The sequence below is a fragment of the Pseudomonas sp. NPDC098747 genome (genome assembly GCF_044760045.1).
In the GTDB taxonomy this organism is placed as follows: Bacteria; Pseudomonadota; Gammaproteobacteria; order Pseudomonadales; family Pseudomonadaceae; genus Aquipseudomonas.
Genome location: NZ_JBIWAL010000046.1, coordinates 1 through 24,794 on the forward strand (window position 1 = coordinate 1; position 24,794 = coordinate 24,794).

Annotated in this window: 23 protein-coding genes and 1 pseudogene; 14 read left to right on the forward strand and 10 right to left on the reverse strand. The window is 59.4% G+C overall.

Features of this window, described 5'->3' with window-relative positions; translation table 11 throughout:
• Positions 1 to 604 precede the first annotated feature (604 nt).
• Positions 605 to 1,330 carry an AAA family ATPase gene (locus ACIQVE_RS22510; RefSeq protein WP_402812349.1) on the reverse strand — a complete coding sequence of 242 codons (726 nt, stop codon included), beginning with the start codon at positions 1,328 to 1,330 and terminating at the stop codon, positions 605 to 607.
• Positions 1,327 to 3,486: a Mu transposase C-terminal domain-containing protein gene (locus tag ACIQVE_RS22515; RefSeq protein WP_402812351.1), complete on the reverse strand. Its 2,160-nt coding sequence runs from the start codon at positions 3,484 to 3,486 to the stop codon at positions 1,327 to 1,329. Before ACIQVE_RS22515 ends, ACIQVE_RS22510 begins: the two co-directional genes overlap by 4 nt.
• Positions 3,487 to 4,357: 871 nt before the next feature.
• On the opposite strand from ACIQVE_RS22515, the gene ACIQVE_RS22520 reads away from it, so the two are divergent.
• The 4 genes from ACIQVE_RS22520 to ACIQVE_RS22535 are packed head-to-tail and all read left to right on the forward strand — an operon-like array spanning position 4,358 to position 6,804.
• Positions 4,358 to 4,663, forward strand: a complete 306-nt coding sequence (locus ACIQVE_RS22520) for a DUF2282 domain-containing protein (protein WP_402812353.1) — start codon at positions 4,358 to 4,360, stop codon at positions 4,661 to 4,663.
• Between the two features lie 25 nt (positions 4,664 to 4,688).
• On the forward strand, positions 4,689 to 5,576 hold the full coding sequence (locus ACIQVE_RS22525; protein WP_402812356.1) for a DUF692 domain-containing protein: 888 nt from the start codon (positions 4,689 to 4,691) through the stop codon (positions 5,574 to 5,576).
• Positions 5,573 to 6,331, forward strand: coding sequence for a DUF2063 domain-containing protein (locus tag ACIQVE_RS22530; RefSeq protein WP_402812359.1), 759 nt, complete (start codon positions 5,573 to 5,575; stop codon positions 6,329 to 6,331). The genes ACIQVE_RS22525 and ACIQVE_RS22530 overlap by 4 nt, the downstream gene beginning before the upstream one ends.
• Positions 6,328 to 6,804, forward strand: a complete 477-nt coding sequence (locus tag ACIQVE_RS22535; RefSeq protein ID WP_402812362.1) for a DoxX family protein — start codon at positions 6,328 to 6,330, stop codon at positions 6,802 to 6,804. Before ACIQVE_RS22530 ends, ACIQVE_RS22535 begins: the two co-directional genes overlap by 4 nt.
• 120 nt (positions 6,805 to 6,924) lie before the next feature.
• On the opposite strand, the gene ACIQVE_RS22540 is transcribed toward ACIQVE_RS22535, so the two are convergent.
• Positions 6,925 to 7,839: a LysR family transcriptional regulator gene (locus ACIQVE_RS22540; protein ID WP_402812365.1), complete on the reverse strand. Its 915-nt coding sequence runs from the start codon at positions 7,837 to 7,839 to the stop codon at positions 6,925 to 6,927.
• A 104-nt stretch (positions 7,840 to 7,943) separates the two neighbouring features.
• Between ACIQVE_RS22540 and ACIQVE_RS22545 the strand changes: the two genes are divergently transcribed.
• The 3 genes from ACIQVE_RS22545 (at position 7,944) to ACIQVE_RS22555 (ending at position 11,028) form a co-directional block, all read left to right on the forward strand.
• The gene (locus tag ACIQVE_RS22545) at positions 7,944 to 8,543 is read left to right on the forward strand and encodes a short chain dehydrogenase (RefSeq protein WP_402812368.1); all 600 of its coding nucleotides are present in this window, start codon (positions 7,944 to 7,946) and stop codon (positions 8,541 to 8,543) included.
• A gap of 120 nt (positions 8,544 to 8,663) precedes the next feature.
• Positions 8,664 to 9,317 (forward strand): COG3650 family protein, encoded by a 654-nt coding sequence (locus tag ACIQVE_RS22550; protein WP_402812370.1) that lies wholly within the window; start codon positions 8,664 to 8,666, stop codon positions 9,315 to 9,317.
• 97 nt (positions 9,318 to 9,414) lie between these two features.
• Positions 9,415 to 11,028: an NAD(P)/FAD-dependent oxidoreductase gene (locus ACIQVE_RS22555; RefSeq protein WP_402812373.1), complete on the forward strand. Its 1,614-nt coding sequence runs from the start codon at positions 9,415 to 9,417 to the stop codon at positions 11,026 to 11,028.
• 135 nt (positions 11,029 to 11,163) lie between these two features.
• Here ACIQVE_RS22555 and ACIQVE_RS22560 read toward each other — a convergent pair whose 3' ends face one another.
• Positions 11,164 to 12,258: a PLP-dependent cysteine synthase family protein gene (locus ACIQVE_RS22560; RefSeq protein ID WP_402812376.1), complete on the reverse strand. Its 1,095-nt coding sequence runs from the start codon at positions 12,256 to 12,258 to the stop codon at positions 11,164 to 11,166.
• Positions 12,259 to 12,511: 253 nt separating this feature from the next.
• Here ACIQVE_RS22560 and nhaA point away from each other — a divergent pair, with 253 nt between their 5' ends.
• The 6 genes and pseudogenes from nhaA to ACIQVE_RS22590 all read left to right on the forward strand — a co-directional run bounded on the left by nhaA (position 12,512) and on the right by ACIQVE_RS22590 (position 15,800).
• Positions 12,512 to 13,699: a Na+/H+ antiporter NhaA gene (gene nhaA / locus ACIQVE_RS22565; protein ID WP_402812379.1), complete on the forward strand. Its 1,188-nt coding sequence runs from the start codon at positions 12,512 to 12,514 to the stop codon at positions 13,697 to 13,699.
• Positions 13,700 to 13,823: 124 nt separating this feature from the next.
• Entirely contained in the window at positions 13,824 to 14,093 is a 270-nt protein-coding gene (locus tag ACIQVE_RS22570) for a hypothetical protein (RefSeq protein WP_402812382.1), read from the forward strand.
• The gene (locus ACIQVE_RS22575) at positions 14,090 to 14,830 is read left to right on the forward strand and encodes a zeta toxin family protein (protein WP_402812385.1); all 741 of its coding nucleotides are present in this window, start codon (positions 14,090 to 14,092) and stop codon (positions 14,828 to 14,830) included. Before ACIQVE_RS22570 ends, ACIQVE_RS22575 begins: the two co-directional genes overlap by 4 nt.
• Positions 14,831 to 14,944: 114 nt before the next feature.
• Positions 14,945 to 15,244, forward strand: a pseudogene (locus tag ACIQVE_RS22580) (toxin); the annotation flags it as partial.
• A gap of 104 nt (positions 15,245 to 15,348) precedes the next feature.
• Positions 15,349 to 15,570 carry a colicin E3/pyocin S6 family cytotoxin gene (locus ACIQVE_RS22585; RefSeq protein WP_402812388.1) on the forward strand — a complete coding sequence of 74 codons (222 nt, stop codon included), beginning with the start codon at positions 15,349 to 15,351 and terminating at the stop codon, positions 15,568 to 15,570.
• Positions 15,567 to 15,800, forward strand: coding sequence for a hypothetical protein (locus ACIQVE_RS22590; protein WP_402812391.1), 234 nt, complete (start codon positions 15,567 to 15,569; stop codon positions 15,798 to 15,800). Before ACIQVE_RS22585 ends, ACIQVE_RS22590 begins: the two co-directional genes overlap by 4 nt.
• A 63-nt stretch (positions 15,801 to 15,863) precedes the next feature.
• Here ACIQVE_RS22590 and ACIQVE_RS22595 read toward each other — a convergent pair whose 3' ends face one another.
• Positions 15,864 to 16,328, reverse strand: coding sequence for a glycine zipper 2TM domain-containing protein (locus ACIQVE_RS22595; RefSeq protein ID WP_007918566.1), 465 nt, complete (start codon positions 16,326 to 16,328; stop codon positions 15,864 to 15,866).
• Between the two features lie 178 nt (positions 16,329 to 16,506).
• On the opposite strand from ACIQVE_RS22595, the gene ACIQVE_RS22600 reads away from it, so the two are divergent.
• Positions 16,507 to 16,743, forward strand: coding sequence for a hypothetical protein (locus tag ACIQVE_RS22600; RefSeq protein ID WP_402812394.1), 237 nt, complete (start codon positions 16,507 to 16,509; stop codon positions 16,741 to 16,743).
• 5 nt (positions 16,744 to 16,748) lie between these two features.
• Here the strand turns inward: ACIQVE_RS22600 and pdxH are convergent, their stop codons facing one another.
• The 5 genes from pdxH to dinG all read right to left on the reverse strand — a co-directional run bounded on the left by pdxH (position 16,749) and on the right by dinG (position 24,725).
• Complete coding sequence (gene pdxH, locus ACIQVE_RS22605) at positions 16,749 to 17,396, reverse strand: pyridoxamine 5'-phosphate oxidase (RefSeq protein ID WP_402812397.1); 648 nt, start codon at positions 17,394 to 17,396, stop codon at positions 16,749 to 16,751.
• Between the two features lie 24 nt (positions 17,397 to 17,420).
• Positions 17,421 to 18,539 (reverse strand): OmpA family protein, encoded by a 1,119-nt coding sequence (locus ACIQVE_RS22610; protein WP_402812400.1) that lies wholly within the window; start codon positions 18,537 to 18,539, stop codon positions 17,421 to 17,423.
• Positions 18,540 to 18,652: 113 nt separating this feature from the next.
• Positions 18,653 to 19,798, reverse strand: a complete 1,146-nt coding sequence (locus ACIQVE_RS22615; protein WP_402812463.1) for a serine hydrolase domain-containing protein — start codon at positions 19,796 to 19,798, stop codon at positions 18,653 to 18,655.
• Positions 19,799 to 20,001: 203 nt separating this feature from the next.
• A complete protein-coding gene (locus ACIQVE_RS22620; protein WP_402812402.1) occupies positions 20,002 to 22,485 on the reverse strand; it encodes a beta-galactosidase in 2,484 nt (827 codons plus the stop codon).
• A gap of 95 nt (positions 22,486 to 22,580) precedes the next feature.
• Complete coding sequence (gene dinG, locus ACIQVE_RS22625) at positions 22,581 to 24,725, reverse strand: ATP-dependent DNA helicase DinG (RefSeq protein WP_402812405.1); 2,145 nt, start codon at positions 24,723 to 24,725, stop codon at positions 22,581 to 22,583.
• Positions 24,726 to 24,794: the final 69 nt, after the last annotated feature.

Sequence of the window (24,794 nt, forward strand, 5' to 3'; positions counted from 1 at the left end):
TCGAAATAGTGCGTGTAGAGCTTATTCGCGTAGGACATCCAAGACCTTAAACGTCAAATACACATGAGAATTGCAGTCCACGAGTATCCAAACGCAGATCAAAATATCTAAATCAAAAACAATCAAAGATGCGCGTGACGACAGCGTTCTATTGGACAGGCGCAATTTCGACAGGGGTATGGACGCCGAGCACGGCCGGAAACTCCGCCTGCAAGTACATGAGTTTCGGCCCAATCTAAAACCTTGGTGCTCTGAAAGGTTGTCAAAAAAACCTTTCTGTCATCTATTAACTTTTCAACAGGTCTAAGCTGGCATTTAATGGCGCCCGGAATAAGGTAAGCAGGGGGCTATTTCATGGCGCCCCTACGAGGCACAGCGACTTACTCCTCCGCTGCGGCAATCCTTATTACGGGTGAAACTCCAACTCGCCCCGCGCTGCCCCAAACAGCGCGGGGATTTTTTTTGCCCGCTCAAATGGGCTCGCTGAGGGTTGGCAAAGCGGTTGCCCGGCCGCTTTCATGGATGACTTCGTAAAGTACGACGCGCCAACCATCACACCCTACGTCTGGGCCTGCCATGACGGGAGCAGCGCCCGCCGGTTGCATTAAAGCGCGTCCCCTTTACGCCCCTCGGCCATCCATAAGGCGGCGGTCTCGACAATTTCCGTGGTCAGTTGCGTCAACTCGTTGGGCGCCATCAAGCGCTGACAGGCACGGGCCAGCTCCACGCTATCCCGCCAATAACCCTGACTGACCTGCATAAAGCGTTTGGCCGTGGCCCGCTCGACTTTGCCGAACAGCGGTTGCAGGACATAGGCTTGCCCTTCGTCGATGCGGCGCATCCGCGTCAGGTGCAAGGTCTTGGCTCCGATGCGCGAGGCCAGTTGCGCCAGGTATACCCCGGTTTGTGGTGTACGAAACTGGCGGTTCATCAGGTCGGTGCCCATCAGCAGCAAGGCCATGCCGGCTTCGTCGGCGAGAAAGCGCAAGCCTTCCAGTTGCGGCCATTTCAGGTGGTTGGCTTCATCGACGATCACCAGCCGGTTTTTTACATGCGGGCGCAGGCGGGCAATTTGCGTAGCTGCCGTGCCGCCATTCACGTCCAGCCCCAACGCGGCGCACAAATCGATCATCAGGGTTTTGGTCGACATGCCCTGATAGGCGCAGACCCGTACCGCGCCCAACTGCGCCACCAAGTAGTGGGCGATGGTGCTTTTGCCGGTGCCGGGTTTGCCGTCGATCTTGCCGACGCGGTTACTGTCGGCGCTCAGCAGGGTCTGCGCCAACGCCAGCGCTTGTTGCACCGCTTGGGTTTCGATCAAAGCGCTCATTGGTCACCCTCTTGGCCGCTGACCGGCCCCGAGGTTGGTGGCAATGACTCTCGCAAATGTTGTGCATCGAGTGGGCCGAATTCGTCATCGGGCTCGGGATCGCCGAGTGCGGCTAGTAGGGCATTGGGCGGCGTGAGCCATTGCGAGGTGACGCTGGCTGGATGGCGGGGACGAGCAGGCAGAGTGGGCGCTTGCTGGGCTTTGAGCGCCTGCAACATGCTGGACATGCTTGGCGTCAATTCGATGCGCGGGCCTTGCGGTAAGTCCGGGGCGAGGTCCGCCAGCTCGGTACGGCGCAACATGGCCTGTTCCAAATCCAGGCGCACGGTGTTGCCGCGCAAGTCGTGGATATGCCGTTTCAGCAGTTTGTGACGTTGCGCTTGGGCGCGGGCACCCTCAGGACCGAAGAAAGCAAAATGCTGCGCCTCTTCGGCGGCGCAAATCAGCTGGTTATGCTCATCGAAAACAAACAGGTAACGGTCGTCCCACTTGGCGAAGCGGATGCGCAGGCGTTTGCCGTTGTGCGCCACCAGCGTGTCGTTGAAATAGGTTTTGCCGTTCCAGTTGACGTACCCGCCGCCCTGAATCAAACGCGTCTCTTCGGATGAAAAGGCCACGCGCAGTGCCAGCGGGTCGACTTGCGGTGCACCGTCCCAGCCCTCGGCAATGGCCGCACTCAGCGCCTGATTCGGGCTTTGACCCTTGAGGCTGCGGCTGAAGGGTTGAGCGCGGGCATGGTAATACGCCAAGGCCCGGTCAAACGATTGGTGAAAGGCCGCCCAATCCCCCGGATAGGGATGCGGCTCGCGCCCGACGTTGTGGGTCTTCTGACGCATGCGGTTGCCGCCAATCCAGCCGGGCAGCATGCCCAGCACCTGCTGTTCGAGCAAGGCAAACAAGCCTTCGATGGGTTTGGCCTGGGCGTTGTACGGTCGCGCCCGCACCACCGCGGGATAGGGTGACTCGTTCAGGCGGGTGTCCAATGGCGCGCCGGTCAGGCGGCTGAGCTGGGCAAAGCCGCTCATCATGTCCTGCCAGCCGTATTCGGCGCCGTTATCCAGGTACAACTGGCGCGGCAGGCCCCAGGCGCTGCACATGGCAGCAAAGGATTGGGCGACGTGAATCTGTTTAACGCCTTCGCCTTTTTCCAGTTGGATCAAGGTCACGTGCAGGCGCTGGGTGGCCACATCCATCCAGGCAATCGCCCGAGGCATGACCGCCGATCCGTCCTCACGGGTCAGACGAATGTCAATCGGGTGCACATCGCCGACGATGATGTCCATCGGCTTGAGGCCGTCACGGTGGCGCTGTATACGCGGCACCATTCGGTCGAAAAATTGCCGGGCATCCTTGTCGTGCATCGCCAGCAGCGCATAACGCCGGTAGTGTTCCACGTAACTGCGGCTCAGTCGGCAGTCTTCCAGTGTCACCGCCTGCCAACCGGCTTGCAGCGACAGGTCATACAGTGCGGCGCTGCCCAGTTCAGCCACGGTGCGATAGCCCGGTGCGCCAGCGGCCCATAACGAGCGCACTTGTTCGGCCAGTTGTTCGGCGATGCGCTGTTGCGTGTCGAGCGACAAGGGGCAGCGCTTATCCCACTGGCGGGTGATGCCCACCACGCGGCGGCCGGCATCGCGGCGCGGACGGCGCATCAGTGCGGTGAGACCGGCCCGTTCGTAATGAGCGACCCAGGTATAGAGGCTGTCGAGGCTGACCCGGCGACGGCGACCGTCGGGGCGGGCATGCGCCGTGCTAGCCAATTGACGCAGGTGTTCACCGCGTGCACTGGAATGCTTGGGGCAAGCCAAGGCCGGTTGGATCAAGCGCCATTTCCACAAGGCCAGGTCACGGTGTCTGCGGGCTTGGCAATTCTGCGGGTGCGGGGCATCCGGCAACGACAGGTGATGCGAAACGGGCGAAGACGGCGACACCGGCAAGGGAGAGGATTCAAACCACTGGCGGTACAGTCCGGCGGGCAGGCTGTCGACGCGGACCTCGTAGCGCGGCTCGGTTTTAGCATCAGTGCTCGGGATGACGCGTACGTGCAAAGCATGGCCGTGCCACGGTTGGCCGGTGGCGGACTGCGCCAGTATCTCGTGGGAGTGATGGGTGGACAGGTTGAGCAGAGAGGCGAAAGCGGCAGTATCAAGCCACAACGGTGAGGCACAATTTACCGTTGAGGCAAAGGTCGAACAAAGCGCATTAGGAGAAAAAGCGACCGCTGAAGCTGTCATCATATAGTTGAATCCTGTGAGTTCAGGCATATCCCCCCCCTTGACGCCAATCAAGGTGGACGGAACCGTACAAGGTTGGCGTACCGGTCACAGGGCCGGCGCCTCCGAAGAGGCCCCTGCACGGCCCGCCCATTACAGGCTGCCATGCTGCGGGCACAAAAAAACCGCTTCAAGCGGCGGTTGTACCCGCCTGTGATTCAGGGACGCCAATCCCAGGTCGCTGGATTGACAGCGACGGCGCTATTTAACGCGACCTTGGGTTTAGAGGCAAGCATAACCGTCCAAAAATAACGCGGGCTTGACCAGCGCAATCACACCTCACGGCAGCGACTACATCCCCTTTCACCATTTTGGCCATTTCATTTGACGGCTTGGCGGCTTGGCGGCGAGATTTCGTCAGCCATTCCTTGAAACTCAACCCGGTTCAACCCGGTTCAACCCGGATAAACTCGCTTCAGCTCGCATAGGCTCACTTCATCTCATTGCACTCCACCCCGCCTCATTGCACTCCACCCCACTTAAAATTGTTGATTCCGGAATACCTTCAGCCTGATATACCGGAATAATTTAGTCCATCCCACTGTGGGAGCGAGCTTGCTCGCGAAAGAGGCAGATCAATCAAAATAAATGCTGAAGGTGAAATCGCCTTCGCGAGCAAGCTCGCTCCCACAGGGTTCTGCCTTTTTGAAAAAAAGATGTGCGCGAGGCTGTAACGCATCGCCATGTCGTTTCTCTAGAGGGACAAGCAAGCGCACTTCGCTTGTAAAACCCAAGCTGAATCTGGAGAAACACCATGACTGCTACTACCCGCACCCTGTCCGCCACCGCACTGGTTCTGGCCCTTGGTTCTGCGCTGAGCATCGCTAGCGTTTCGACCGCTCAGGCTGCCGACACCAAAATGGAAAAATGCTTCGGCGTGGCCTTGAAAGGCAAGAACGATTGCGCTGCGGGCGCAGGCACCACCTGTGCCGGCACCTCGAAAATGGACTACCAGGCCAACGCATGGAAACTCGTTCCGCAAGGCTCCTGCGTCACCACCGAAAGCAAAACCTCGCCGACCGGTTTCGGTCAGATGACTGAGTTCAAAGCCAAGTCCTGATCTACCGCCTGCCTGAGTGACGATCATGTTCACCACCCACGACCATGCCCTCCCCTGCACTCAGGCAACCCGCTCTGCGCTCCCGCCCCGTGCCGGGCTGGGGCTCAAGACCGGGCACTTTCGCGAAGTGCTCGGTTCGCAGCCGGACATCGGCTTTTTCGAAGTCCACGCCGAAAACTACATGGTCGCCGGCGGCCCGTTTCACCATTTTCTAGGTTTGATTCGCGAGCAATATCCGTTGTCGCTACACGGTGTCGGACTGTCCATTGGGGCCGAAGGGCCACTGGATGTTCAACACTTGCAGCGTCTCGGCGAGCTGATCGAGCGCTATCAACCGCAATCCTTTTCCGAACATCTGGCGTGGTCCAGCCATGGCCCGGTGTTCCTCAATGATCTGTTGCCACTGGCGTATGACAGGCCGACGCTGAACCGCGTTTGCGAGCATATCGACCAGGTGCAGAACACCCTCAAACGCCCCATGCTGCTGGAGAACCCGGCGACGTACCTGGCGTTTCAGCGCTCGACCATCGACGAAGCAGACTTCATTGCCGAAGTGATCCGTCGCAGTGGCTGCGGTTTGCTGCTCGACGTCAACAATGTCTACGTGTCGTGCATCAATCATCAACGCGATCCCCAGGCCTACCTCGATGCATTGCCGCTGCACGCCGTTGGCGAGATTCATCTGGCCGGTTTCGCCGAGGATTGCGACAGCCTCGGCGACCGCTTGCTGATCGACGATCACGGCGCCCCCATCGATCAAGCAGTCTGGACGTTGTATCGCCAAGTGCTGGAACGCATCGGCCCAGTGGCGACATTGATCGAGCGTGACAATCAGGTGCCACCGTTCAGCATTTTGCTGGCCGAGGCGCAGCAGGCCGATGAGTTGTTGCAGCGTGCAAGGCGTTCGGCATGAGCACTCAAGCCGCTTTCTGCGCCGCGCTGCTCAACGTTGGCCTGCCCTGCCCCGAAGGCTTGTGCAGTGCCAACGGCGCCGATCCTGCGAGCCGTTTCGCGGTGTATCGCAACAACGTGCAGAGTTCGTTGATCAATGCGCTGGCGGACAGTTACCCGGTGGTCATGCAATTGGTTGGCGAGGAGTTCTTCCGCGCCATGGCGGCCAATTTCGTCCAGAGCCAGCCGCCGCGAAGTCCGCTAATGAGTCGCTACGGCGAAGATTTTGCGGATTTCATTGCAGGGTTTGAACCGGCCTCCAGCGTGCCCTATCTGGCCGACGTGGCGCGCCTTGAACACCTGCGCACTTGCGCCTACCACGCCGCCGATGCCGACCCGGTGCGCCCGGAGCAGATCACCGCGGCACTGAGCGCTCCGCAGGCCTTGAGCGAACTGCGTTTCGAACTGCATCCGTCCCTGCACCTGCTTGATTGCGCCTATGCCGTGGTTGCTATCTGGGCGGCGCATCAGCAGGAGGCAACACTTGCCGGCATCGACCTCACCCGAGAACAACACGCACTAGTACTGCGCAACGGCCTGGAGGTTGAAGTGTTTGCGCTTGAACCCGGCGCCAGCACATTCATTCGCCATTTGATCGAAGGCCAGCCACTGCTGGCGGCGGCAGAAAACAGCCCGCAATTCGATCTGGCCCAAACCCTCGGTCTGCTGATCGCGCACAACGCCATCACTCATCTGAATTTCAAGGAACAGCCATGAATAACCTGATCATTCGCGCCATCGCGCTGCTGGAAAAAATCCCCCACAGCCTGATCGCCTTTCTTGCACGCTTTTCGATTGCGGCGGTGTTCTGGAAATCCGGGCAGACCAAGATCGAAGGCCTGGCCATCGATCTGATCGACGGCACCTTACAGTTGGGCTGGCCGCGCCTGGCCGACTCGACGATTCCGCTGTTCGAAAGCGAGTACCACGTGCCGCTGCTGTCACCAGAAATCGCCGCGCACATGGCGGCGTTTGCTGAGCATTTCTTCCCTGTTCTGATCCTGATTGGCTTCGCTACACGCTTTTCGGCGTTGGCGCTGCTGGGCATGACCCTGACCATTCAGTTGTTTGTGTACCCGGATGCCTACCCGACTCACGGCACCTGGGCGGCGGTGTTGCTGTTCCTGATGGCACGCGGCCCGGGCAGACTGTCGATCGATCATCTGATTGCCCGACGGTTTGCGCGTTAAACAAATCTATGTGGGAGCGAGCTTGCTCACGAATACGGTTTCACATTCAGCAAATTTTTTACCCGACACACCGCCTTCGCGAGCAAGCTCGCTCCCACAGGGGTAGGTGTAATGACCTGATCAGCGCTGAAGTCTGTCCAACGCCTCGCCGCTGCGCTTGAACCAGCCGATCAGGTAATCCGCCAATACCTGCGTGCGTTTCGGCAATCCGCCCTGATACGGATGCACCAGATACATCGGCATGCGCCGGGTCTGGTAGTCGCGCAGGAGCCAGCGCAACCGGCCGTCAGCCAATTCAGCTTGCAGGAGGTACGAAGGCAGTCGGGCGATGCCGGCGCCGGTGAGCGCGGCTTTCTTGAGCAGGTTGTAATGGTTGCTGGCGAACGGCCCCGACACCCGTACCCGCAGCAACTCGTGTTGCTGGTGGTACAACCATTCTTCGCGACCACTGTAGTGACTGTTGAGCAGACAACGGTGTTCGGCCAGCGCCTGGGGCGTCAGTGGCTCGCCAAAGCGCTCGAGATAGTCGGGACTGGCGCACGTCATTTCCTGCCAGGCCAGCAGCGGTTTGGCCACCAGTCGCTCGTCATTGGCCACCTCGCTGCGAATCGCCAGGTCAAAACCATCCCGCGAAAGATCGCGATAACTGTTGTTCAGTTCCAGCTCGATCTGCACCTCGGGGTATTGCTGCGAGAAATCCAGCAGCAGACCGTCGAAGAAGGTTTCCCCCAGCGAAACCGGAACCGTCATACGCACCGGGCCGGCCATGTCGTCCTTCAACCGCGCCAATGCCTGACGCGCCCTTTCCACCTGGACTACAAGTGCCTGCGCCTGTGGCAACAATGCCGCACCGGCGGCGGTCAGGCTCAAGCGTCGGGTCGTACGCTGTAGCAGGACCACGGAAAACCGCGCTTCCAGTTGACTGATGCGCTTGGACAACTGGCCCTTGCTACAACCCAGTTGCTGCGCTGCCAAGGTGAAACTGCCGGCCTCGATCAACACGGCAAACGCGGCCAGATCATCCATTTCGCTCATGGATTGTTTCCATTTGAAAACCAAAGGTTGCCAATTAGCACGTTTATTCGCAGGAAAAACCACTCTAGATTGAAACCTCGTTCAATCACTTGAGGCACAGCACGATGAAAATTCTGTTGATAGGCGCTGGCGGCACCATCGGTTCGGCGGTGGATAAAGAATTGTCGCAACGCCACGAGGTCATTCGTATCGGTCGTACCAGCGGTGATTTTCACGTCGATATCAGCGACAGCGCGTCGATCCGCAAGCTGTTCGAACAGACTGGCAAGTTCGATGCACTGGTCTGCGCCGCTGGCAACGTGACATTCGCCCCGCTGGGTGAGATGAGTGAAGACAGCTTCGCACTGGGCCTCAAAGACAAACTGATGGGCCAAGTCAACCTGCTGTTGATCGGCCGAGAATTCGCCAATGACGGTGCCTCTTTCACCTTTACAACCGGCGTACTCAGCCACGATCCGATTCGCAGTGGCGCCTCGGCTGCATTGGTCAACGGGGCCCTCGACAGCTTCGTGCGTGCCGCCGCCATCGAACTGCCGCGCGGTTTGCGGGTGAACTCGATCAGCCCGACCGTTCTGCTGGAAGCCATGGGCAGCTACGCCCCGTATTTCCGTGGCTACAAGCCGGTTCCTGCGGCGGATGTGGCGTTGGCCTACGCCAAGAGTGTTGAAGGCCTGCAAACCGGTCAGACGTTTCGCGTCGGTTGAAGATCAAAAGATCGCAGCCTTCGGCAGCTCCTACACGAGAATATGCGTTTCCCTGTAGGCGCTTTTTGCATTTGACTGACAGGCTGCGTAACGTGGCGGCACTTGTCTGGAGAGTCGAAGATGCGTGTTGCCCGTTCGTTAGTCCTTGTTGCCCTGTTGCCGTTGTTCGCCGCGTGCCAGTTGTTCGATGGCCAGCGTGAAAGTGCCTCGCATGTGGGGCAGACGCGGATGCAGGGGCAACTGACCGCTGCCGACGGCAAACTGGTGTTCCAGCCGTGTCAGGATCAACGTCAATACGTGGTCAACGACATCGGCGGCACCAGCGTTCTGCAAGAAGCCGCCACCCTCGCCGATGAACAAGGCAAGCTGTTCGCCGACGTGCGCGGCAAGGTCGCCGGTGACCGACTCGATCTGACTCAGTTGTATCGCGTCGAGCGTTCCGGCACTGTCTGCGACGATCCTAATTTCAAACTATTGATCCTGCGTGCTGCCGGTCATGGCCCGGAATGGAACGTCAAGGTCAGCGGCAAAGGCATGGTCATCGACCGCGACGGTCAGCCACCCCTCGCCGTGCCTTATGTTGAAGAACAACTGGGCGATGGCCGCTTCAATCTGAGCAGTGAAGCCAACAATCAGCGCATCGAATTGTGGGTCGCACCGCAGCGCTGCGTCGACAGCAGTACTGGCAGCGTGCAGCACATGAGCGCCGAGTTGCGTATCGACGGCCAGGTGCAGCGCGGCTGCGGGTATTTCGGCGGATCGCGTAACGACTGAGTGTTTTAGCCTCACCGGATCCGGCCTTTGCGGCTTATAATCTCGGCCTTCAAACGCCCTGGCGCAGTTGTGCGCCCCGCGAACCCGGATCCTCGCCATGTTACGAATCACTGAACTCAAGCTGCCAATCGACCATCCCGAAGAAGACCTGCGCGTTGCCATCGTGCAGCGTCTGGGCATCGCCAGCGATGACTTGCTCGATTTCACCTTGTTCAAGCGCAGCTACGACGCGCGCAAAAAGTCCTCCGAACTCTGCTTCATCTACACCATCGACCTCAACGTAAGCGACGAGGCCAAAGTGTTGGGCAAGTTCGCCGACGACCGTAACGTCAACGTGGCGCCGGATGTCAGCTACAAATTCGTCGGCCAGGCGCCGGGCGATCTGAGCCAGCGCCCGATCGTGGTCGGTTTTGGCCCCTGCGGAATTTTCGCCGGCCTGCTGCTGGCGCAAATGGGTTTCAGGCCGATCGTTCTGGAGCGCGGCACCGAAGTGCGCCAGCGCACCAAGGACACCTGGGGCCTGTGGCGTAAAAGCGTGCTCAACCCCGAGTCCAACGTGCAGTTCGGCGAAGGCGGCGCGGGGACATTCTCCGACGGCAAGCTGTACAGCCAGATCAAGGATCCGAAGTTCCTTGGCCGCAAAGTCCTGCATGAGTTCGTCAAGGCCGGCGCGCCGGAAGAAATCCTCTACGTCAGCAAGCCGCACATCGGTACGTTCCGTCTGACCGGCATGGTTGAAAACATGCGCGAGCAGATCCGCGAACTGGGCGGCGAAGTGCGCTTCCAGGAGCGCGTCAGCGACGTGTTCATCGAAGACGGCCAAGTGGTCGGTGTGCAACTGGCCAGCGGCGAAACCCTGCATTCGAAACACGTGGTTCTGGCCCTCGGCCACAGCGCCCGCGACACCTTCCGCATGCTCCACAGCCGTGGCGTGTTCATGGAGGCCAAGCCTTTCTCGGTAGGTTTCCGTATCGAACACCCGCAATCGCTGATCGACCGTGCGCGCCTTGGCAAATACGCCGGCCACCCCAAGTTGGGAGCCGCCGACTACAAACTGGTGCACCACGCCAAGAACGGCCGCTCGGTCTACAGCTTCTGCATGTGCCCGGGCGGCACCGTGGTGGCGGCGACTTCCGAGCCTAACCGAGTGGTTACCAACGGCATGAGCCAGTACTCGCGTAACGAGCGCAACGCCAACTCCGGCATCGTTGTCGGCATCACCCCGGAAGTCGATTATCCGGGCGGCCCGCTGGCCGGGATCGAGTTGCAGGAACGCCTGGAATCCCATGCGTTCATTCTCGGCGGCAGCGATTACAAGGCGCCGGCGCAACTGGTGGGCGACTTTATCAACGACATTCCTTCGACCGAACTGGGTGAAGTCGAGCCGTCGTACAAGCCGGGGGTCGCGCTGGGTGATCTGTCGCTGGCGCTGCCGGACTTCGCTATTGAAGCGATCCGTGAAGCCTTGCCGGCGTTCGAGAAGCAGATTCGCGGTTACTCGCTGCACGATGCGGTATTAACCGGGATCGAAACGCGCACCTCTTCGCCACTGCGCATCACGCGCAACGAAACGCTGCAGAGCATGAACGTCAAGGGCCTGTTCCCGGCCGGTGAAGGCGCGGGCTATGCGGGCGGGATTCTTTCGGCGGGTGTCGACGGGATTCGGATTGCTGAAGCTGTGGCTCGGGACATTCTGGGCCTGGATGCCTGACGCGTAAAACCTGCAACACATAAAACCCTGTGGGAGCGAGCTTGCTCGCGAAAGCGATATTTCATTCAACGATGATATTGAATGAGATGACGCCTTCGCGAGCAAGCTCGCTCCCACATTGGTTTTTGCGTTTCTTCAGATGTTGGCGCGCAGCACTGAAGTCGGCAGCGCCTCACCGCGTTCGGCACTCGCCGCCACTGCCTCGATCAACCCGCTCAACTCATACCCCTGCGCCTTGAGCCATTGCTGATCGTAATAGGTGTCGGCGTAACGCTCGCCGCCATCGCACAGAATTGCCACGATCGAACCCGACTCCCCCGCCGCTTTCATCTGCTGCGCTGCCATCAACGCGCCGATCAGGTTGGTCCCGCTCGACCCACCAACGTGCCGTCCCAGCCGCTGCGCCAAATAGTGCATGGCCGCCAGTGACAAGGCGTCCGGCACCTTGACCATCGCATCGATCACCTTGGGCAGGAACGACGCCTCCACCCGTGGCCGGCCGATGCCTTCGATCCGCGAACCGCATTCCAGGCGCAGGCTGGCGTCGCCAGTCTGGTAGTAATCGAAGAACACCGAACGTTCGGCGTCCGCGCACAACACGCGGGTGCAGTGCTGGCGATAGCGCACGTAACGGCCGAGGGTTGCGGTGGTACCGCCGGTGCCAGGGCTGGAGATCAACCAGCTCGGCTCGGGATGCTGCTCGTAGCGCATCTGCTGGAAGATCGATTCGGCGATGTTGTTGTTCGCCCGCCAGTCGGTGGCGCGCTCGGCATAGGTGAACTGGTCGATGAAGTGGCCGCCGTGCTCGCGCGCCAGGCGTTCGGATTCGGCGTATATCTGCGTCGGATCTTTCACCAGATGGCTTTGCCCACCGTAGAAAGCGATCTGGGCAATTTTCTCTTTGGAGGTGGTCGCCGGCATCACCGCAATGAACGGCAGCCCCAGCATGCGCGCGAAATACGCTTCGGAAATCGCCGTCGAACCGCTGGACGCTTCAATCACCGGCGCACCGGGTTTGAGCCAGCCGTTACACAGTGCATACAGGAACAGCGAACGGGCCAGCCGATGCTTGAGGCTGCCGGTCGGATGACTGGATTCGTCTTTGAAGTACAACTCGATGCCCGCAAAACCCGGCAGCGGCAAGGGGATCAGGTGGGTGTCGGCGCTGCGCTGGAAATCCGCTTCAATGATGCGGATGGCTTCGCGGGCCCACTGTCGGTTGTCGCTCATGGTCAGGGTTCTCGGTCGAATCGGGCAGGAGTTCAGCCTCCTCGAAGGCTCTTGCGCAAGCTTAGGAAAATTCCTGCATCGCGCACAGATACAGCTGAGTCTCAATGTGTCAGGCAACTGCTAGGCTGACCTTGGCTTTGCAGCAAACAGCGTCGTAACGACATATAACAAAAAAGAATATAACTTTTGTTTTAACAACTAACGGTACGGGTTAGGGTGTTCCACCTTTTTGACTTATCGATGGAGAGCGACCTTGCCTCTGCGTAGCACTTTCACGCGTTTCTTTCAGTTGGAAGCTGCCAGCGGTCTATTACTGATCGCCGCGGCCATCCTCGCTTTGATTATCAACAACTCACAGCTGTCGTGGCTGTACACCGGCCTGCTCGATACCCCAGTGGTGGCGCAGATCGGTGCGTTGAAAATCGCCAAACCCTTGCTGCTGTGGATCAACGACGGCTTGATGGCGCTGTTCTTCCTGCTGATCGGCCTGGAAGTGAAGCGCGAGGTGCTCGACGGTCAGTTGTCCAGGCCATCGCAGCTCGTTCTGCCCGGCGCGGCCGCTATTGGCGGCATGCTGGTGCCAGCGCTGATCTACTGGTTCCTCAACCGCGACAACCCTGCGGCCCTCGACGGCTGGGCGATTCCGACTGCCACCGACATCGCCTTCGCCCTCGGCGTGCTGGCCCTGCTTGGCAAGCGCGTACCGGTGTCGTTGAAGCTGTTCCTGATGACCCTGGCGATTATCGATGACCTCGGCGCCATCGTGATCATTGCGATCTTCTACTCAGGCGATCTCTCGACCCTGTCGTTGGGTCTGGCAGCGGCGTGCATCGCGGCGTTGGTGGCGATGAACCGCCTCGGCGTGGTCAAGCTTGGCCCGTACATGATCATCGGCTTGATCCTGTGGGTGTGCGTCCTCAAGAGCGGTGTGCACGCGACATTGGCCGGCGTAACCCTGGCCTTCTGTATCCCGCTGCGCACGAAAAACGCCGAACCTTCGCCGCTGCTGACCCTCGAACACGCGCTGCATCCATGGGTCGCCTACGGCATCCTGCCACTGTTCGCATTCGCCAACGCTGGCCTGTCGCTGAGTGGCGTCACCGTCGAAAGCTTCACCCACGACGTTCCCATGGGCATTGCCGTGGGCCTGTTGCTGGGCAAGACCGTCGGCGTGTTCGGCCTGACCTGGCTGGCCGTGAAGATCGGCATCGCCGCCCTGCCCCAAGGCGCCAACTGGGGTCAGGTGCTGGGGGTCGCGATTCTTTGCGGGATCGGCTTCACCATGAGCCTGTTTGTCGGTTCGCTGGCCTTCGTTCCCGGTGCCAGCGAGTACGCGGGCATGGACCGGATGGGCATTCTGACCGGCTCGCTGTTCGCTGCGTTGATTGGTTATGCGGTGACGGCGGCGGCAAGTCGCAAGAGCACGATACAAAGCGCCTGAGATGCACATTTCTACAAAAAACCAGAGCCCCTCTATACGGAGGGGCTTGGCTCTGAACCCGGCAAGTGTGCTATATCTTTCGTAGAAGCCAGCACTCTCTCGACACAGTTATCTGGAGTCATCCATGTCACGTAAAGCAGAAAAACGCCCAATGACGGACGATCAGATTTCCGTACAGGAGTCTCGGATTCCGGCCATCGCTCTGAAGGCATTCAGCAACGCCTATAAAATGGCGCTCGCCAATGGTGCCGCGGTGCTTGTTGCAAAAGATGGTCAATTGCTTGAGGTAACAGACAAGAGCTCCGTTGTCTTGCGCTCAATTGGCAACTACGGGAACTTGAAAAGCGGCACTCGCCTGCATATCAACAAACCCTCAAAACAGGTTAATTCTTGAGCACACCGAGAATACGGATATTTGCAGGCCCCAACGGGTCAGGAAAAAGTACTTTCAATCGACTGGTTCCTGCGCATTTGCTGGGAAACTATATAAACCCTGATGACATAGAACGCTCAATCAAAGATACGGGGTATTTTGACTTCACCTCTTATCGTATCGAAGGTCATAAAGACGGTATTTTTGAGTTTTTCCGAGAGCATCCCCTTCTCCAGAAATCGCCACATTCGCTAGCAAAGCTCGACTCCCTCAAGATTGATGGTGAACGCCTAAGCTTTTCAAACACTGAAATCGACTCCTACGTCGCATCAGCGCTTTCCGATTTCATACGCAGATCATTGATCAAAGAACGCATTAGTTTTACGTTCGAAACCGTCATGTCCTCCTCAGACAAAGTCCGCCTGCTCGCAGAAGCCCATCAGTCCGGTTACAGGGTGTATGTTTATTACGTCGCTACCGCCGATCCTCAGATCAACATTGCCAGGGTTGCCTATCGTGTGTCTCAAGGCGGGCACAGCGTTCCTCCTGAAAAAATAGAAGCACGGTACTGGAGGTCTCTTGAGCTTCTCTCTGAAGCCATTCTTGCATCCAACAGAGCGTATATTTTTGATAACTCGGACGAAGGTAGTGAGGGATTGACGCAAATAGCGGAGATCACTGATGGCGAGCTAATTGAAATCAAATCAGACATCCAGCCACCTTGGTTCAAAGAGTACGTGCTCGATAAATTGGTGTAGTCGAACAATCCCCACGCTTTTACCGACTCGTCCTACAGCCACAACTTTCCTGCTTCGTTAACGTCGTGCAGCCCTTTCCGAGGGGCTGTCGATGGATGAACGAAAGGACGATCAGTGGCTCGCAACAAGGACATTCCCCGGGTTTCCAACCCACCGGCGGGCGACGGACATCACGTCACTTACCGCTACATGACAGCCAGCGAACTGGCCGAACGCGACGCCAGACAAAACGCTTATGACGCCATGTTGGCGCGCCAGGATGCTTTTGAGCGTAGCCGTGAAGTTGCCGCCAAAAAGCCTGAGCCCATCCTCGCCGGCTGCGTATTCGCCAAGTCCTGCAAATTGCCGGACGCGATTATTGATTATTCGAATCCTTCCGGGATGGTGCCGACCGATAGCCTGAAGGATTACGGGATTCGGGGGTCAGGCCGGTTTATATTGTTATCAATTCTCGAACTGGGGATCACGAATACTATCCGCCGCCCGACTGACTACCAGCCTTCCCTGATGCGAAAGTAGTGGGTCGTAAAACAGCCGTGCAAGGGGGCGGTGCGAAACGCAAAAGATGGAAAACAGCAAAAGGACTTATTCTTGAATGGGACTCTATGCATGGTGCTGTAGAAAAGTACGACGCAAGGGGAAAACACATTGGCGAGTTCGATCCGAATACTGGCGAGCCAACATCTACAAAAAAGAACAAAAAATCGAAAAAAGGTAAGAAAAGGAGTATTGAGCCTTGAGATTCTTGGTAGAAGCTTTTGACAAGACAACTGACTTTCAAGCATCGGCAATTGAGCTCCCCGAGGGTTACGCCGAGCAACTCAAGTCGATTATGGGTTGGAAAACAGAGCAGCAAGGGTGGGAAGGTTACGATCTGACCCTGCAACAACTCCGAGCCATTGAGGCGCTGACTCACCATTCCTTCGAAGACTCGCGCTATTACTTCCAACTTACGTGTAATGGAATTTGAACCGACAAACAAAAACCCCGACCAGTCACCTGATCGGGGTTTTCTTTTACCGCCCGCTCTCGCTTAGTGCGAAACGCGGCTAGTCCCGCCAACAGTGGAAATCCGTACCCGCTCGCCAACACGGAACACTTCATTCTCCTGAACCTGCTGCACGTAGGCGCGCATGCTGCCGTCGTCTTCGCGTACGGTGATTTCAACACCTTGAGTACGGGTCAGACCTTCTTCGGTTGCGGAACCGATCAGACCACCCGCCACGGCGCCGATGACCGCAGCGACGATGCTGCCCTTGCCACCGCCAATGGCGCTGCCGCCTACGCCGCCGACTGCTGCACCGGCGAGGCCGCCAATCGGGGTCTTGGTGCCTTCGATTTTGACTGGGCGCAGGGATTCGATGGTGCCCATGCGAATCGTCTGCACGCGACGCGCTTCGTCACGGGAGTAGGAGTCACCGGTCAGGCTCGATTGGCAGCCGGTAAGCAACATCGCCATCGTGGAAAAGGAAGCAACCAGCAGAACAGACTTACGCATAGCATCAACTCCAGAGGAACATATATTCATTAAACTCCGTGGCTTGACGCCTGTCACGACGTGGCACGGATAAATTGGTTTTCATTCAGGCGAGGTACAGACGCCTGCGATTCTTCCTTGCATAAGCCCTACAGTAGCGCCAAATGGCTGATCCTGCGCCACCGCCCCAAGGATTTTCATGGATTACTTCATCATCGTAGTGACCACCGTCGCCGGACTGTACTTCCACTGGTGGTTGTACGTGCGGATCAAACGCTGGATGGACCGCGATCTGGCGCTGTCGCTGGCCGGCAAGGATGAAGGTAAACGCACCTTCATGCTCGAACAATTGGCCCACGCTCAGGCGCAGAAGATCAAGCGTCGAGACCTGCCGAAGTGGCTGGAGGCCGCTGCGGCAGGCTATCTCGCTCGGTAGACTGCTTAAGGTGCCAGACGTTCAAGAATCCAGTCGGCGCCCTGTAAACGGTAGTTGAGGCGATCGTGCAGTCGGCTCGAACGGCCCTGCCAGAACTCGATGCGTTCGGGCAGCAAGCGATAACCGCCCCAGTGTTCCGGGCAATTCGGTTGGGTGTCGCTGAAGCGCTGCTCGGTGGCCTTGAGCAAATCTTCCAGCTCACCTCGTCCGTTGATCACCCGACTCTGCGGCGATGCCCAGGCGCCGAGACGGCTGCCCAATGGGCGCACCTGATAATACGCATCGGACTCAGCAGGCGTGACCTTCACCACCCGACCTTCGATGCGCACCTGGCGCTCGAGGGTCGGCCAGAAGAAGGTCATGGCAGCAAACGGATTGGCCGCCAGATGCTGCCCCTTGGCACTGTCGTAGTTGGTGAAGAAGGTGAAACCCTGCTCGTCCAGACCCTTCAGCAGCAGAATGCGGCAATGCGGACGCCCGTCCGCATCCACCGTGGCCACGGTCATGGCGTTGGCTTCCACCGGCGCCTGCTCGGTTTTCACCGCATCGGCAAACCACTGGTGAAACAGCGCAAACGGCTCGGCCGGGGCTTGCGCCTCGGTCAGTCCCTCACGGGTGTAATCACGACGCATATCTGCCAGAGCCTGGGTCATGGCGCATTCCTTTTCGTTTGCGGATTACTTCTTGGTGGCATCGGTGGCGGCGACTTTCTTGTCGGTCGCGGCGGCTTTGGCTGGCGCGGTCTTCTTCGCTGGAGCTTTGGCTGGCGCCTTTTTCGCCGGAGCCTTGGCGGCAGCTTTCTTGGCCGGGGCCTTTTTGGTGGCGGGTACAGCGGCTTTCTTCGCGGCCGGGGCTGGCGTCACCGGTTTGGCCACAGGCTTGACGTCTTGTGCAGCGACCAGGGTCACTGGCCTCGGTGCCGGCATGTTGTATTTGCTGAGCAGCGCAACCATGGTGTTCTGCGGGGTCACCAGCAGTTCAACACGACGGTTCAAGGCACGGCCTTCAACGCTGTCGTTGGCGGCACGTGGCGCTTCCGAGCCCATGCCGCGCAGCATCAGGCGATCACGCTGCAAGCCGCTGAGGCGGAAGATCGCCGCAATGGCCTGGGCACGTTCCTGACTCAGTTTGGTGTTGGCTGGGGCTGCACCGCTGGTGTCGCTGTGGCCAAGTACAAGCACGGCAGTTTTCGGGTCGGCTTCGAGAATTTTCGCCACACGGGTGAACGGGCCGAGGGTGACTGGCAGCAACATCGCCGGGCGATCCGGGTTGAACGAGCCTTCAACAGGGGCGGTCACAACCAGCACATTGTCGCGGCGCTCGAGTTGCAGATTGCTGTCTTTGATTGCGGTGCGCAGGCGCGGCTCGTAGTCGTCGAGCCAGGCTTGGGTGACTTTCGGATCCGGCATCGGCACTGCTTTGGCCACAGGCTGATCTTTACCGCCGAACGGCCACCACCATTTGCCACCTGCGTCAGCTTCAGCCTTGGCCACGGCAACCGGTTTTTTCGCTTCAGGTGCGACTTCGGCCTTCATGTCAGCTTTGACTGCTGCATCATCGGAACCGAACGGCCAGTACCATGGATTGCTGCTTTCAGCCTTGGCAACCGGCGCGGTTGCGGCAGGTTTCAGCGGCGCTGGAGCCGGGGTTGGTGCCGGAGCCGATTCATTGGTCGCCACCTTGTCGGAGGAACCGAACGGCCACCAAGTGCCGCCTTCCGCGTCGTTTTTAGGTGTCTGTGCACAACCGGTGATCGCAACACACAGGGCCAGGGCGAGAGTCGTTTTAGCTGACATTGAAAATCCACAAAATGAAGTAATGAAAAATCAGAGCACTTTCGCCCGGATAAACAGATGCTTTGAATCGAAAAACCGTTCGAGGTTCCAGCCCTGGAACCTCTGGTGATGCTTTACAGACAAGTGGCAAGCACCCGCGCGAGCTTCTGCGCACGCGGATCCATCAAGACGTACGGCCCAAGGGTATTTGTCACAAAACCAAACGCGACATCGTGCTCAGGGTCAGCAAAACCAATCGAGCCGCCCGCGCCCGGATGGCCAAACGCCCGTGGGCCGAGGCCATAGGTGGCGTTTGGCACGTCCGGTTGATCGAGCATGCAGCCCAGACCAAAACGGGTGCGGGTCAGCAGGGTCTTGTCTTCGCCGAGGCTGTGTTCGCGGGTCAGCTCTTGCAGCATGTCGCTTTCGAGCAGGCTGCCATCGAGCAATCCAGCGTAGAACCCGGCCAGACTGCGCGCATTGCCGTGGCCGTTGGCCGCCGGTTGCTGCATGCGACGCCATTCCGGTTTGTTGGTGCTGGTGAGCACCGACGGCGGATTGGTGAAGGCGCGGGTGGTCATGGCGGTGGGTTCACGCATCGTCGTTTGCAGCAGACGCTGAGCGGCGGCGTCGCCGGCGTTGCCCTTGCCGCGAGCGATGTGCGCCACGCGATAAAATTCTTCATCAGCCAGACCAACATGGAAATCCAGACCCAATGGCCTGGCGACACGGGCAACGATCGACTCACCCGGCCCGCGACCGTCGGCACGGCGAAGCAACTCGCCGATCAGCCAACCGTACGTGATCGCGGCGTAACCGTGACCGGTACCCGGCGTCCACCACGGCGCTTCGGCCGCAAGGGCGTCGACCATGGTTTGCCAGTCATAAAGGGCTTCGGGCGCCAGCAATTCGCGCAGGGCGGGCAGACCGGCCTGGTGGCAAAGCAATTGGCGTAGCGTGACGGATTCTTTACCGGCGTCGGCGAATTCCGGCCAGTAGCGAGCGACCGGAACATCCAGTTGCAACTTGCCTTCGGCGACCAACTGCAACGCGGTGACGGCGGTGAAGGTTTTGGTGCAGGAGAACAGGTTGGCGATGGTGTCGCTGTGCCAGGCCTCGGCGCCATCCTTATCGGCAGTACCGGACCAGAGATCGACGACGGTTTCTCCGCCGACCTGAATGCACAAAGCTGCGCCGCGTTCCTGGGGATCGTCGAACAGTGCGGCGAAAGCCTCGCGCACCGCTTCGAATTGAAGCTCGTAATGTCCCTGAATCTGCACCCGCAACTCCCCCACGAAAACGCTCTACAAAGTGGCCCGCATTGTTCCAGCCCTTGAGGGATTTGGGAACAGCTGTGGGCTAGACGGTTGGTGCATTGGAAGCTACCGACGCCTTCGCGAGCAGGCTCGCTCCCACATGGATAGCGCATATCACTGTGGGAGCGAGCTTGCTCGCGAAGAACAATGACACGATGGTTCAGACCTCAGTGACCATTCCCGGAATGCCCACCAGCGTGGCCGGGACCCGGGCCTTTACCCGCCTCACCCTTTCGACCACCTTCAGCCTCGTGGCCCGCCGCAGCCGCTGGTTTCCCGGCCTCTTTGCCCATCTGATCAACCGCCTGCAAATTGCTCTTGCGCACCGCGTCGACAAACCCCTGATACGGCAGATCCGTTACACCGACCAGACCGAAGTGCCCGTTCTCGCCATCCAGCAGGCGCCCGGTCACCGGTTGATCGAGAAACTGGAACCAGTGCACGCCAACAATCGACGGCTCATTGAGCGCCTGTTTGACGAAGTTGGCGTATGCAGCGCCGCGATCCTCTTCCTTGGCCAGTTGCGTCACGCCGCCCCAGAACGGGCCGCGATCAGTCGAGCCAAAGTTGAACTCGGTGATCAATACCGGTTTGTCCAAAGCGCTCAGCGCGGCAAAGTCATAACCGTCCTGCGGCTTGAGGGTGTACATATTGAAGCTCAACACATCGCAATACTGCGCACACGACGCCACGGCTTCCGGGGTGCTGGTGGCGAAGCGGCCGCCGAGCAGCAACTGATTCGGTGCGTGCCATTTCAGCGAGTCGGAGATGGTCTTGAAATAAGTGTCGGCGAATACCTTCTGGAAGTATTTGAAATCGGCTTCGATTTCCGGGTGTTCCGGGTTCGGCACGGGCGGCACGAAACCTGGATCTTCCATCAATTCCCACGCCGGCAGATCGATACCCCATGCCTTCGACAGCCCCGCCTGATTGCGGTACTTGTCGCGCAACTGCTTGAGGAACGCGCGCTTGGCCGGTACGTCGGTGGTCATTTTCAAGGTGCCGTAAGCCAGCGCGTAGCGCGATTGCGCATCGTCGCCGGGACCGGCCCACGCCAGTTCGTTGTCGGCGAAGTAGCCGATCAGCCAGGGATCATCGCGGTGATCGCGGGCAGCGATGGCCACGGCACGCTCGGTGGCCATGGCGAAACGTGGGTCGAACGGATCCGGCATCGCGCCCCACCAGTCGTTGCCGGTGCTGATGCTGGTGTAATCGCCGACGATCGACAGCGGCATGGTGTACGGCACGCGCTCAGCATCGACCACTGAGTCTGCACTCCAGTTACCGAGGGTGTTGAAACCCCAGGCTTGCAGACGATCGAGGGTGTGGCTGGCCCATTTCTGCTCATCGACCGTAGCAGTGCACGGCACGGCAGCAGGTGGGTTGGCAGGCGGTGTAACCGATTCCGCTTTGGCTGCCTCCGCTACGCCAGCCTTGGGTTGCTCAGACGTGGCAATCGGTTCTGCGGCATTGACGGCGGTTTCCTCAACCGCGCCAGCCTTGGCCGCTTCGGCCACTCCAGCCTTGGTGTCGCTGTCCGGTTTGCACGGTTCGCCATACAGGCGTTGCAGGTTCGCGCCATAGAAATCGTACCAGCGCCCGTTGCCGTAGCCTCGGCCCTGATCGGCGCCGTTGCCGCCACGGTTGTCGCCCTTGCCAAAGTGGCTGGCGAGGGGTTCGTCCGGTTTTGGCAGGGATTCGAACATCCACTCGCGACCGGCCACGTAGGTCTGATTGACCTCGGGACTGACGGTATTGACGCCGAGGGAGTAGAACGGATGCCCTTCAGGCGTCACCAGGTACCAGCGGCCGTCACGTTTTTCCGTACGAAAGAAACCGCTGGCCTTGAACGCAGGACCTTTGCTCCAGCCACCGAACTTGTCCAGTGAGGACTTTTCGCGCTCGGCAAGCCAGGTTTTCAGCTGTAGCTGTTCCTTGGCGGCGGCGGATTTGAGTTGTTCGTCATTGGAGACCTTTTCCGGCCATTTGCTGCGGGTCGATTGACCGTAAGCGTCGACCAGATTGCCGTACACCGCTTGCTTGATCCCGTCGCCATCCTGCACGCCAAAGCGCTCGATCAGCACGCTCTGGGCAACTTTCGGCTGATCCATCGACAGGCTCACCGAGACCACTTGGCTGCGATCGATTGCACCGCTGCTGCTGGCCAGCAGAATGCGCTGGCCATCCACAGTCATCGGCATCGGTGGCCCGGCTTTCATGCCCTGGCTCAGCGGCGATGTCGCTACCAGCGGCACCAGCAAGGTTTGCGCCGGGCCGGCCGGCAGATCGACGCGACTGATCAGCGTTTGGCCATCGTTGCTCTGAATCTGCACGTAGACGGTCACGGCCCAGTTCATCGCGCTCTGAATGCGCAGGCTCATCATTCCGGACTGCGACCAATCCCAGGCACCGGTTTGCGGGGTCAGGCGCAACGTCGGACGAGCCACCGGGTTAAAGGTTACCCGGCGCAGTACTTCGCCTTCAGCGGTTTGCTCGGCGTTGGCTTGCGGCAGGTCGGCGTTTTCCGTGGCGATTTTCACCACGTCGGCGGGACGGACAAAGTTGAACAAAGTCTGCTGGCCAGCAGGCGCCGCCAGCAAAGGGGCAGCGAAGATCAAGGCAAAAACGGCAGGCAACGAACGGCGGATCATAAGAACGAAGTTCTCCCTAACGACCAACAATGGCCAATGGAAAAGCGATGGCAGAGAGATAGACAACGCGGCGGGCAAAACTGCCCACCGATGTCTCAGGATATTTCACGACGGAAAGGAGGCAACGCATTGAGGATTGCCTTGCCGTAGCGCTGGGTGACCAGCCGCCGATCGAGCAAGGTGATGGTGCCGCGGTCCTCTTCGGTACGCAGCAAACGACCGCAGGCCTGAACCAGTTTCAGCGAGGCATCGGGCACGGAGATTTCCATGAACGGATTGCCGCCCCGGGCTTCGATCCACTCCGCCAGTGCCGCCTCGACCGGATCGTCCGGCACCGAGAACGGGATCTTGGCGATCACCACGTGCTCGCAATACGCGCCCGGCAAGTCGACACCCTCGGCAAAACTGGCCAGACCAAACAGCACGCTGGAATCACCGCCATCGACCCGCGCCTTGTGCTTGTTCAAGGTTTCCTGTTTCGACAGGTTGCCTTGAATAAACACTTGCTTGCGCCAGTCCCGGTCGAGACCGTCGAACACGTCCTGCATCTGTTTGCGCGAAGAGAACAGTACCAGCGTGCCGCGTGAGCCTTCGACCAGGTCCGGTAAATCACGGATGATCGCCGCCGTGTGGGCGGGCGCGTCGCGCGGGTCGGCCTTCAGATCCGGCACCCGCAACACACCGGCATCGGCGTGATGGAACGGGCTCGGCACCACGGCGGTGACGGCTTTTTTCGGCAGGCCGGCACGCATGCGGAAGCGGTCGAAAGTGCCGAGAGCGGTCAGGGTTGCCGAAGTAACTAGGCAACCGTAGGCCACATTCCACAGGCTGCGACGCAAGGTTTCAGCGGCGAGGATCGGGCTGGCGTTGACCTCGATATCGAACAGCGAACCGCTTTCGGCCAAGGTCAGCCAACGTGCCATGGGCGGGCTGTCTTCCGGGTCTTCGGCGGTAAACGCGGTCCACAGCTCCCAATTGCCGGACGCCCGCGACAACAGACTGCCGAACAGTGGATACCATTCTTCAGCCTGATTGCTGGCGATGCCGATGTTGACCTCGCCATCCATGCCTTCCTTGAGCAGGTCGGTCAGGCGCGTAAACAGGTCATTGAGACGGGAGAAGCCTTTTTTCAGCTCGATGCCCATTTCACGCATATGCTCGGGAATGACCCCGGCGACAAAGCGATGGCGCGGCCGTTCACGGCCTTCAACGTCTTCACCCGGTTTGAAATCGGCGACTTGCTCGCAGGCACTGAACATGAACTGCTGTTGGGTCTTGATCTCCCGCGCCAGCTCCGGCACCTGCTCGATCAGTTTGCCGAGATCGCCCGGCAATGGGTGCTGGGCCAAGAGCTTGGTGAGATTCTTGGCGGTGGTTTCCAGCCAGTCGGCGGTGGAGCGCAGGCGCGTGTAATGGGCGAAATGGCCGATAGCCTTGTCCGGCAGGTGATGGCCTTCGTCGAATACGTAGATGGTGTCACGCGGGTCCGGCAGCACGGCGCCGCCGCCCAATGCCAGATCAGCCAGCACCATGTCATGGTTGGTGACGATGACGTCGACCTTGCCCATGCCTTCGCGCGCCTTGTAAAAGGCGCACTGGCCGAAGTTCGGGCAATGGCGATTGGTGCATTGGCTGTGATCGGTGGTCAGGCGCGCCCAGTCGGCGTCTTCGAGCGCGGTCGACCAGCTGTCGCGGTCGCCGTCCCATTTATTGCCGGCGAGTTTCTCGATCATGCTGGTGAACAGCTTCTGACTGGCCTCATCGACCTCGATCTTGAAGCCGTCTTCTTCGAACAGCTGCGCAGTGGCAGTTTGCGCGTGGCCTTCCTGCAACAGCATGTCGAGTTTGGACAGGCACATATAGCGGCCACGGCCCTTGGCCAGCGCGAAGCTGAAATTCAGCCCGCTGTTGCGCATCAGGTCAGGTAAGTCCTTGTAGACGATCTGCTCTTGCAGGGCCACGGTCGCCGTAGCGATCACCAAGCGTTTGCCGGCAGCTTTCGCCGTCGGAATCGCCGCCAGGCTGTAGGCCACGGTTTTTCCGGTACCGGTGCCGGCTTCCACCGCGACAATCGCGGGGTCGCCACTGCGCCGGCCTTCGTCGTCGGTGTCGATATCCCCGAGGACCTTGGCGATTTCAGCGATCATCAAGCGCTGGCCGTAACGCGGCTTGAGGCTCTTGGCCTCTAGAAAACGCGAATAGGCGCCCTGGATCGTGGTTTTGAGTTCAGTGCTGATCATTGAGTGTCGGGCGCAAAAACGCTGGATAAATTTTCAGTGGTTTGGTTCGGCGGCTATCATACCGCGCTA

Bases quoted from the DNA above. Each gene is read 5' to 3' on its own strand.
- ACIQVE_RS22510 (WP_402812349.1), bottom strand. From the start codon at position 1,330: ATGAGCGCTTTGATCGAAACCCAAGCGGTGCAACAAGCGCTGGCGTTG.
- ACIQVE_RS22520 (WP_402812353.1), top strand. From the start codon at position 4,358: ATGACTGCTACTACCCGCACCCTGTCCGCCACCGCACTGGTTCTGGCC.
- ACIQVE_RS22525 (WP_402812356.1), top strand. From the start codon at position 4,689: ATGTTCACCACCCACGACCATGCCCTCCCCTGCACTCAGGCAACCCGC.
- ACIQVE_RS22530 (WP_402812359.1), top strand. From the start codon at position 5,573: ATGAGCACTCAAGCCGCTTTCTGCGCCGCGCTGCTCAACGTTGGCCTG.
- ACIQVE_RS22535 (WP_402812362.1), top strand. From the start codon at position 6,328: ATGAATAACCTGATCATTCGCGCCATCGCGCTGCTGGAAAAAATCCCC.
- ACIQVE_RS22540 (WP_402812365.1), bottom strand. From the start codon at position 7,839: ATGAGCGAAATGGATGATCTGGCCGCGTTTGCCGTGTTGATCGAGGCC.
- ACIQVE_RS22545 (WP_402812368.1), top strand. From the start codon at position 7,944: ATGAAAATTCTGTTGATAGGCGCTGGCGGCACCATCGGTTCGGCGGTG.
- ACIQVE_RS22550 (WP_402812370.1), top strand. From the start codon at position 8,664: ATGCGTGTTGCCCGTTCGTTAGTCCTTGTTGCCCTGTTGCCGTTGTTC.
- ACIQVE_RS22555 (WP_402812373.1), top strand. From the start codon at position 9,415: ATGTTACGAATCACTGAACTCAAGCTGCCAATCGACCATCCCGAAGAA.
- ACIQVE_RS22560 (WP_402812376.1), bottom strand. From the start codon at position 12,258: ATGAGCGACAACCGACAGTGGGCCCGCGAAGCCATCCGCATCATTGAA.
- ACIQVE_RS22570 (WP_402812382.1), top strand. From the start codon at position 13,824: ATGTCACGTAAAGCAGAAAAACGCCCAATGACGGACGATCAGATTTCC.
- ACIQVE_RS22595 (WP_007918566.1), bottom strand. From the start codon at position 16,328: ATGCGTAAGTCTGTTCTGCTGGTTGCTTCCTTTTCCACGATGGCGATG.
- ACIQVE_RS22600 (WP_402812394.1), top strand. From the start codon at position 16,507: ATGGATTACTTCATCATCGTAGTGACCACCGTCGCCGGACTGTACTTC.
- pdxH (WP_402812397.1), bottom strand. From the start codon at position 17,396: ATGACCCAGGCTCTGGCAGATATGCGTCGTGATTACACCCGTGAGGGA.
- ACIQVE_RS22610 (WP_402812400.1), bottom strand. From the start codon at position 18,539: ATGTCAGCTAAAACGACTCTCGCCCTGGCCCTGTGTGTTGCGATCACC.
- ACIQVE_RS22620 (WP_402812402.1), bottom strand. From the start codon at position 22,485: ATGATCCGCCGTTCGTTGCCTGCCGTTTTTGCCTTGATCTTCGCTGCC.
- dinG (WP_402812405.1), bottom strand. From the start codon at position 24,725: ATGATCAGCACTGAACTCAAAACCACGATCCAGGGCGCCTATTCGCGT.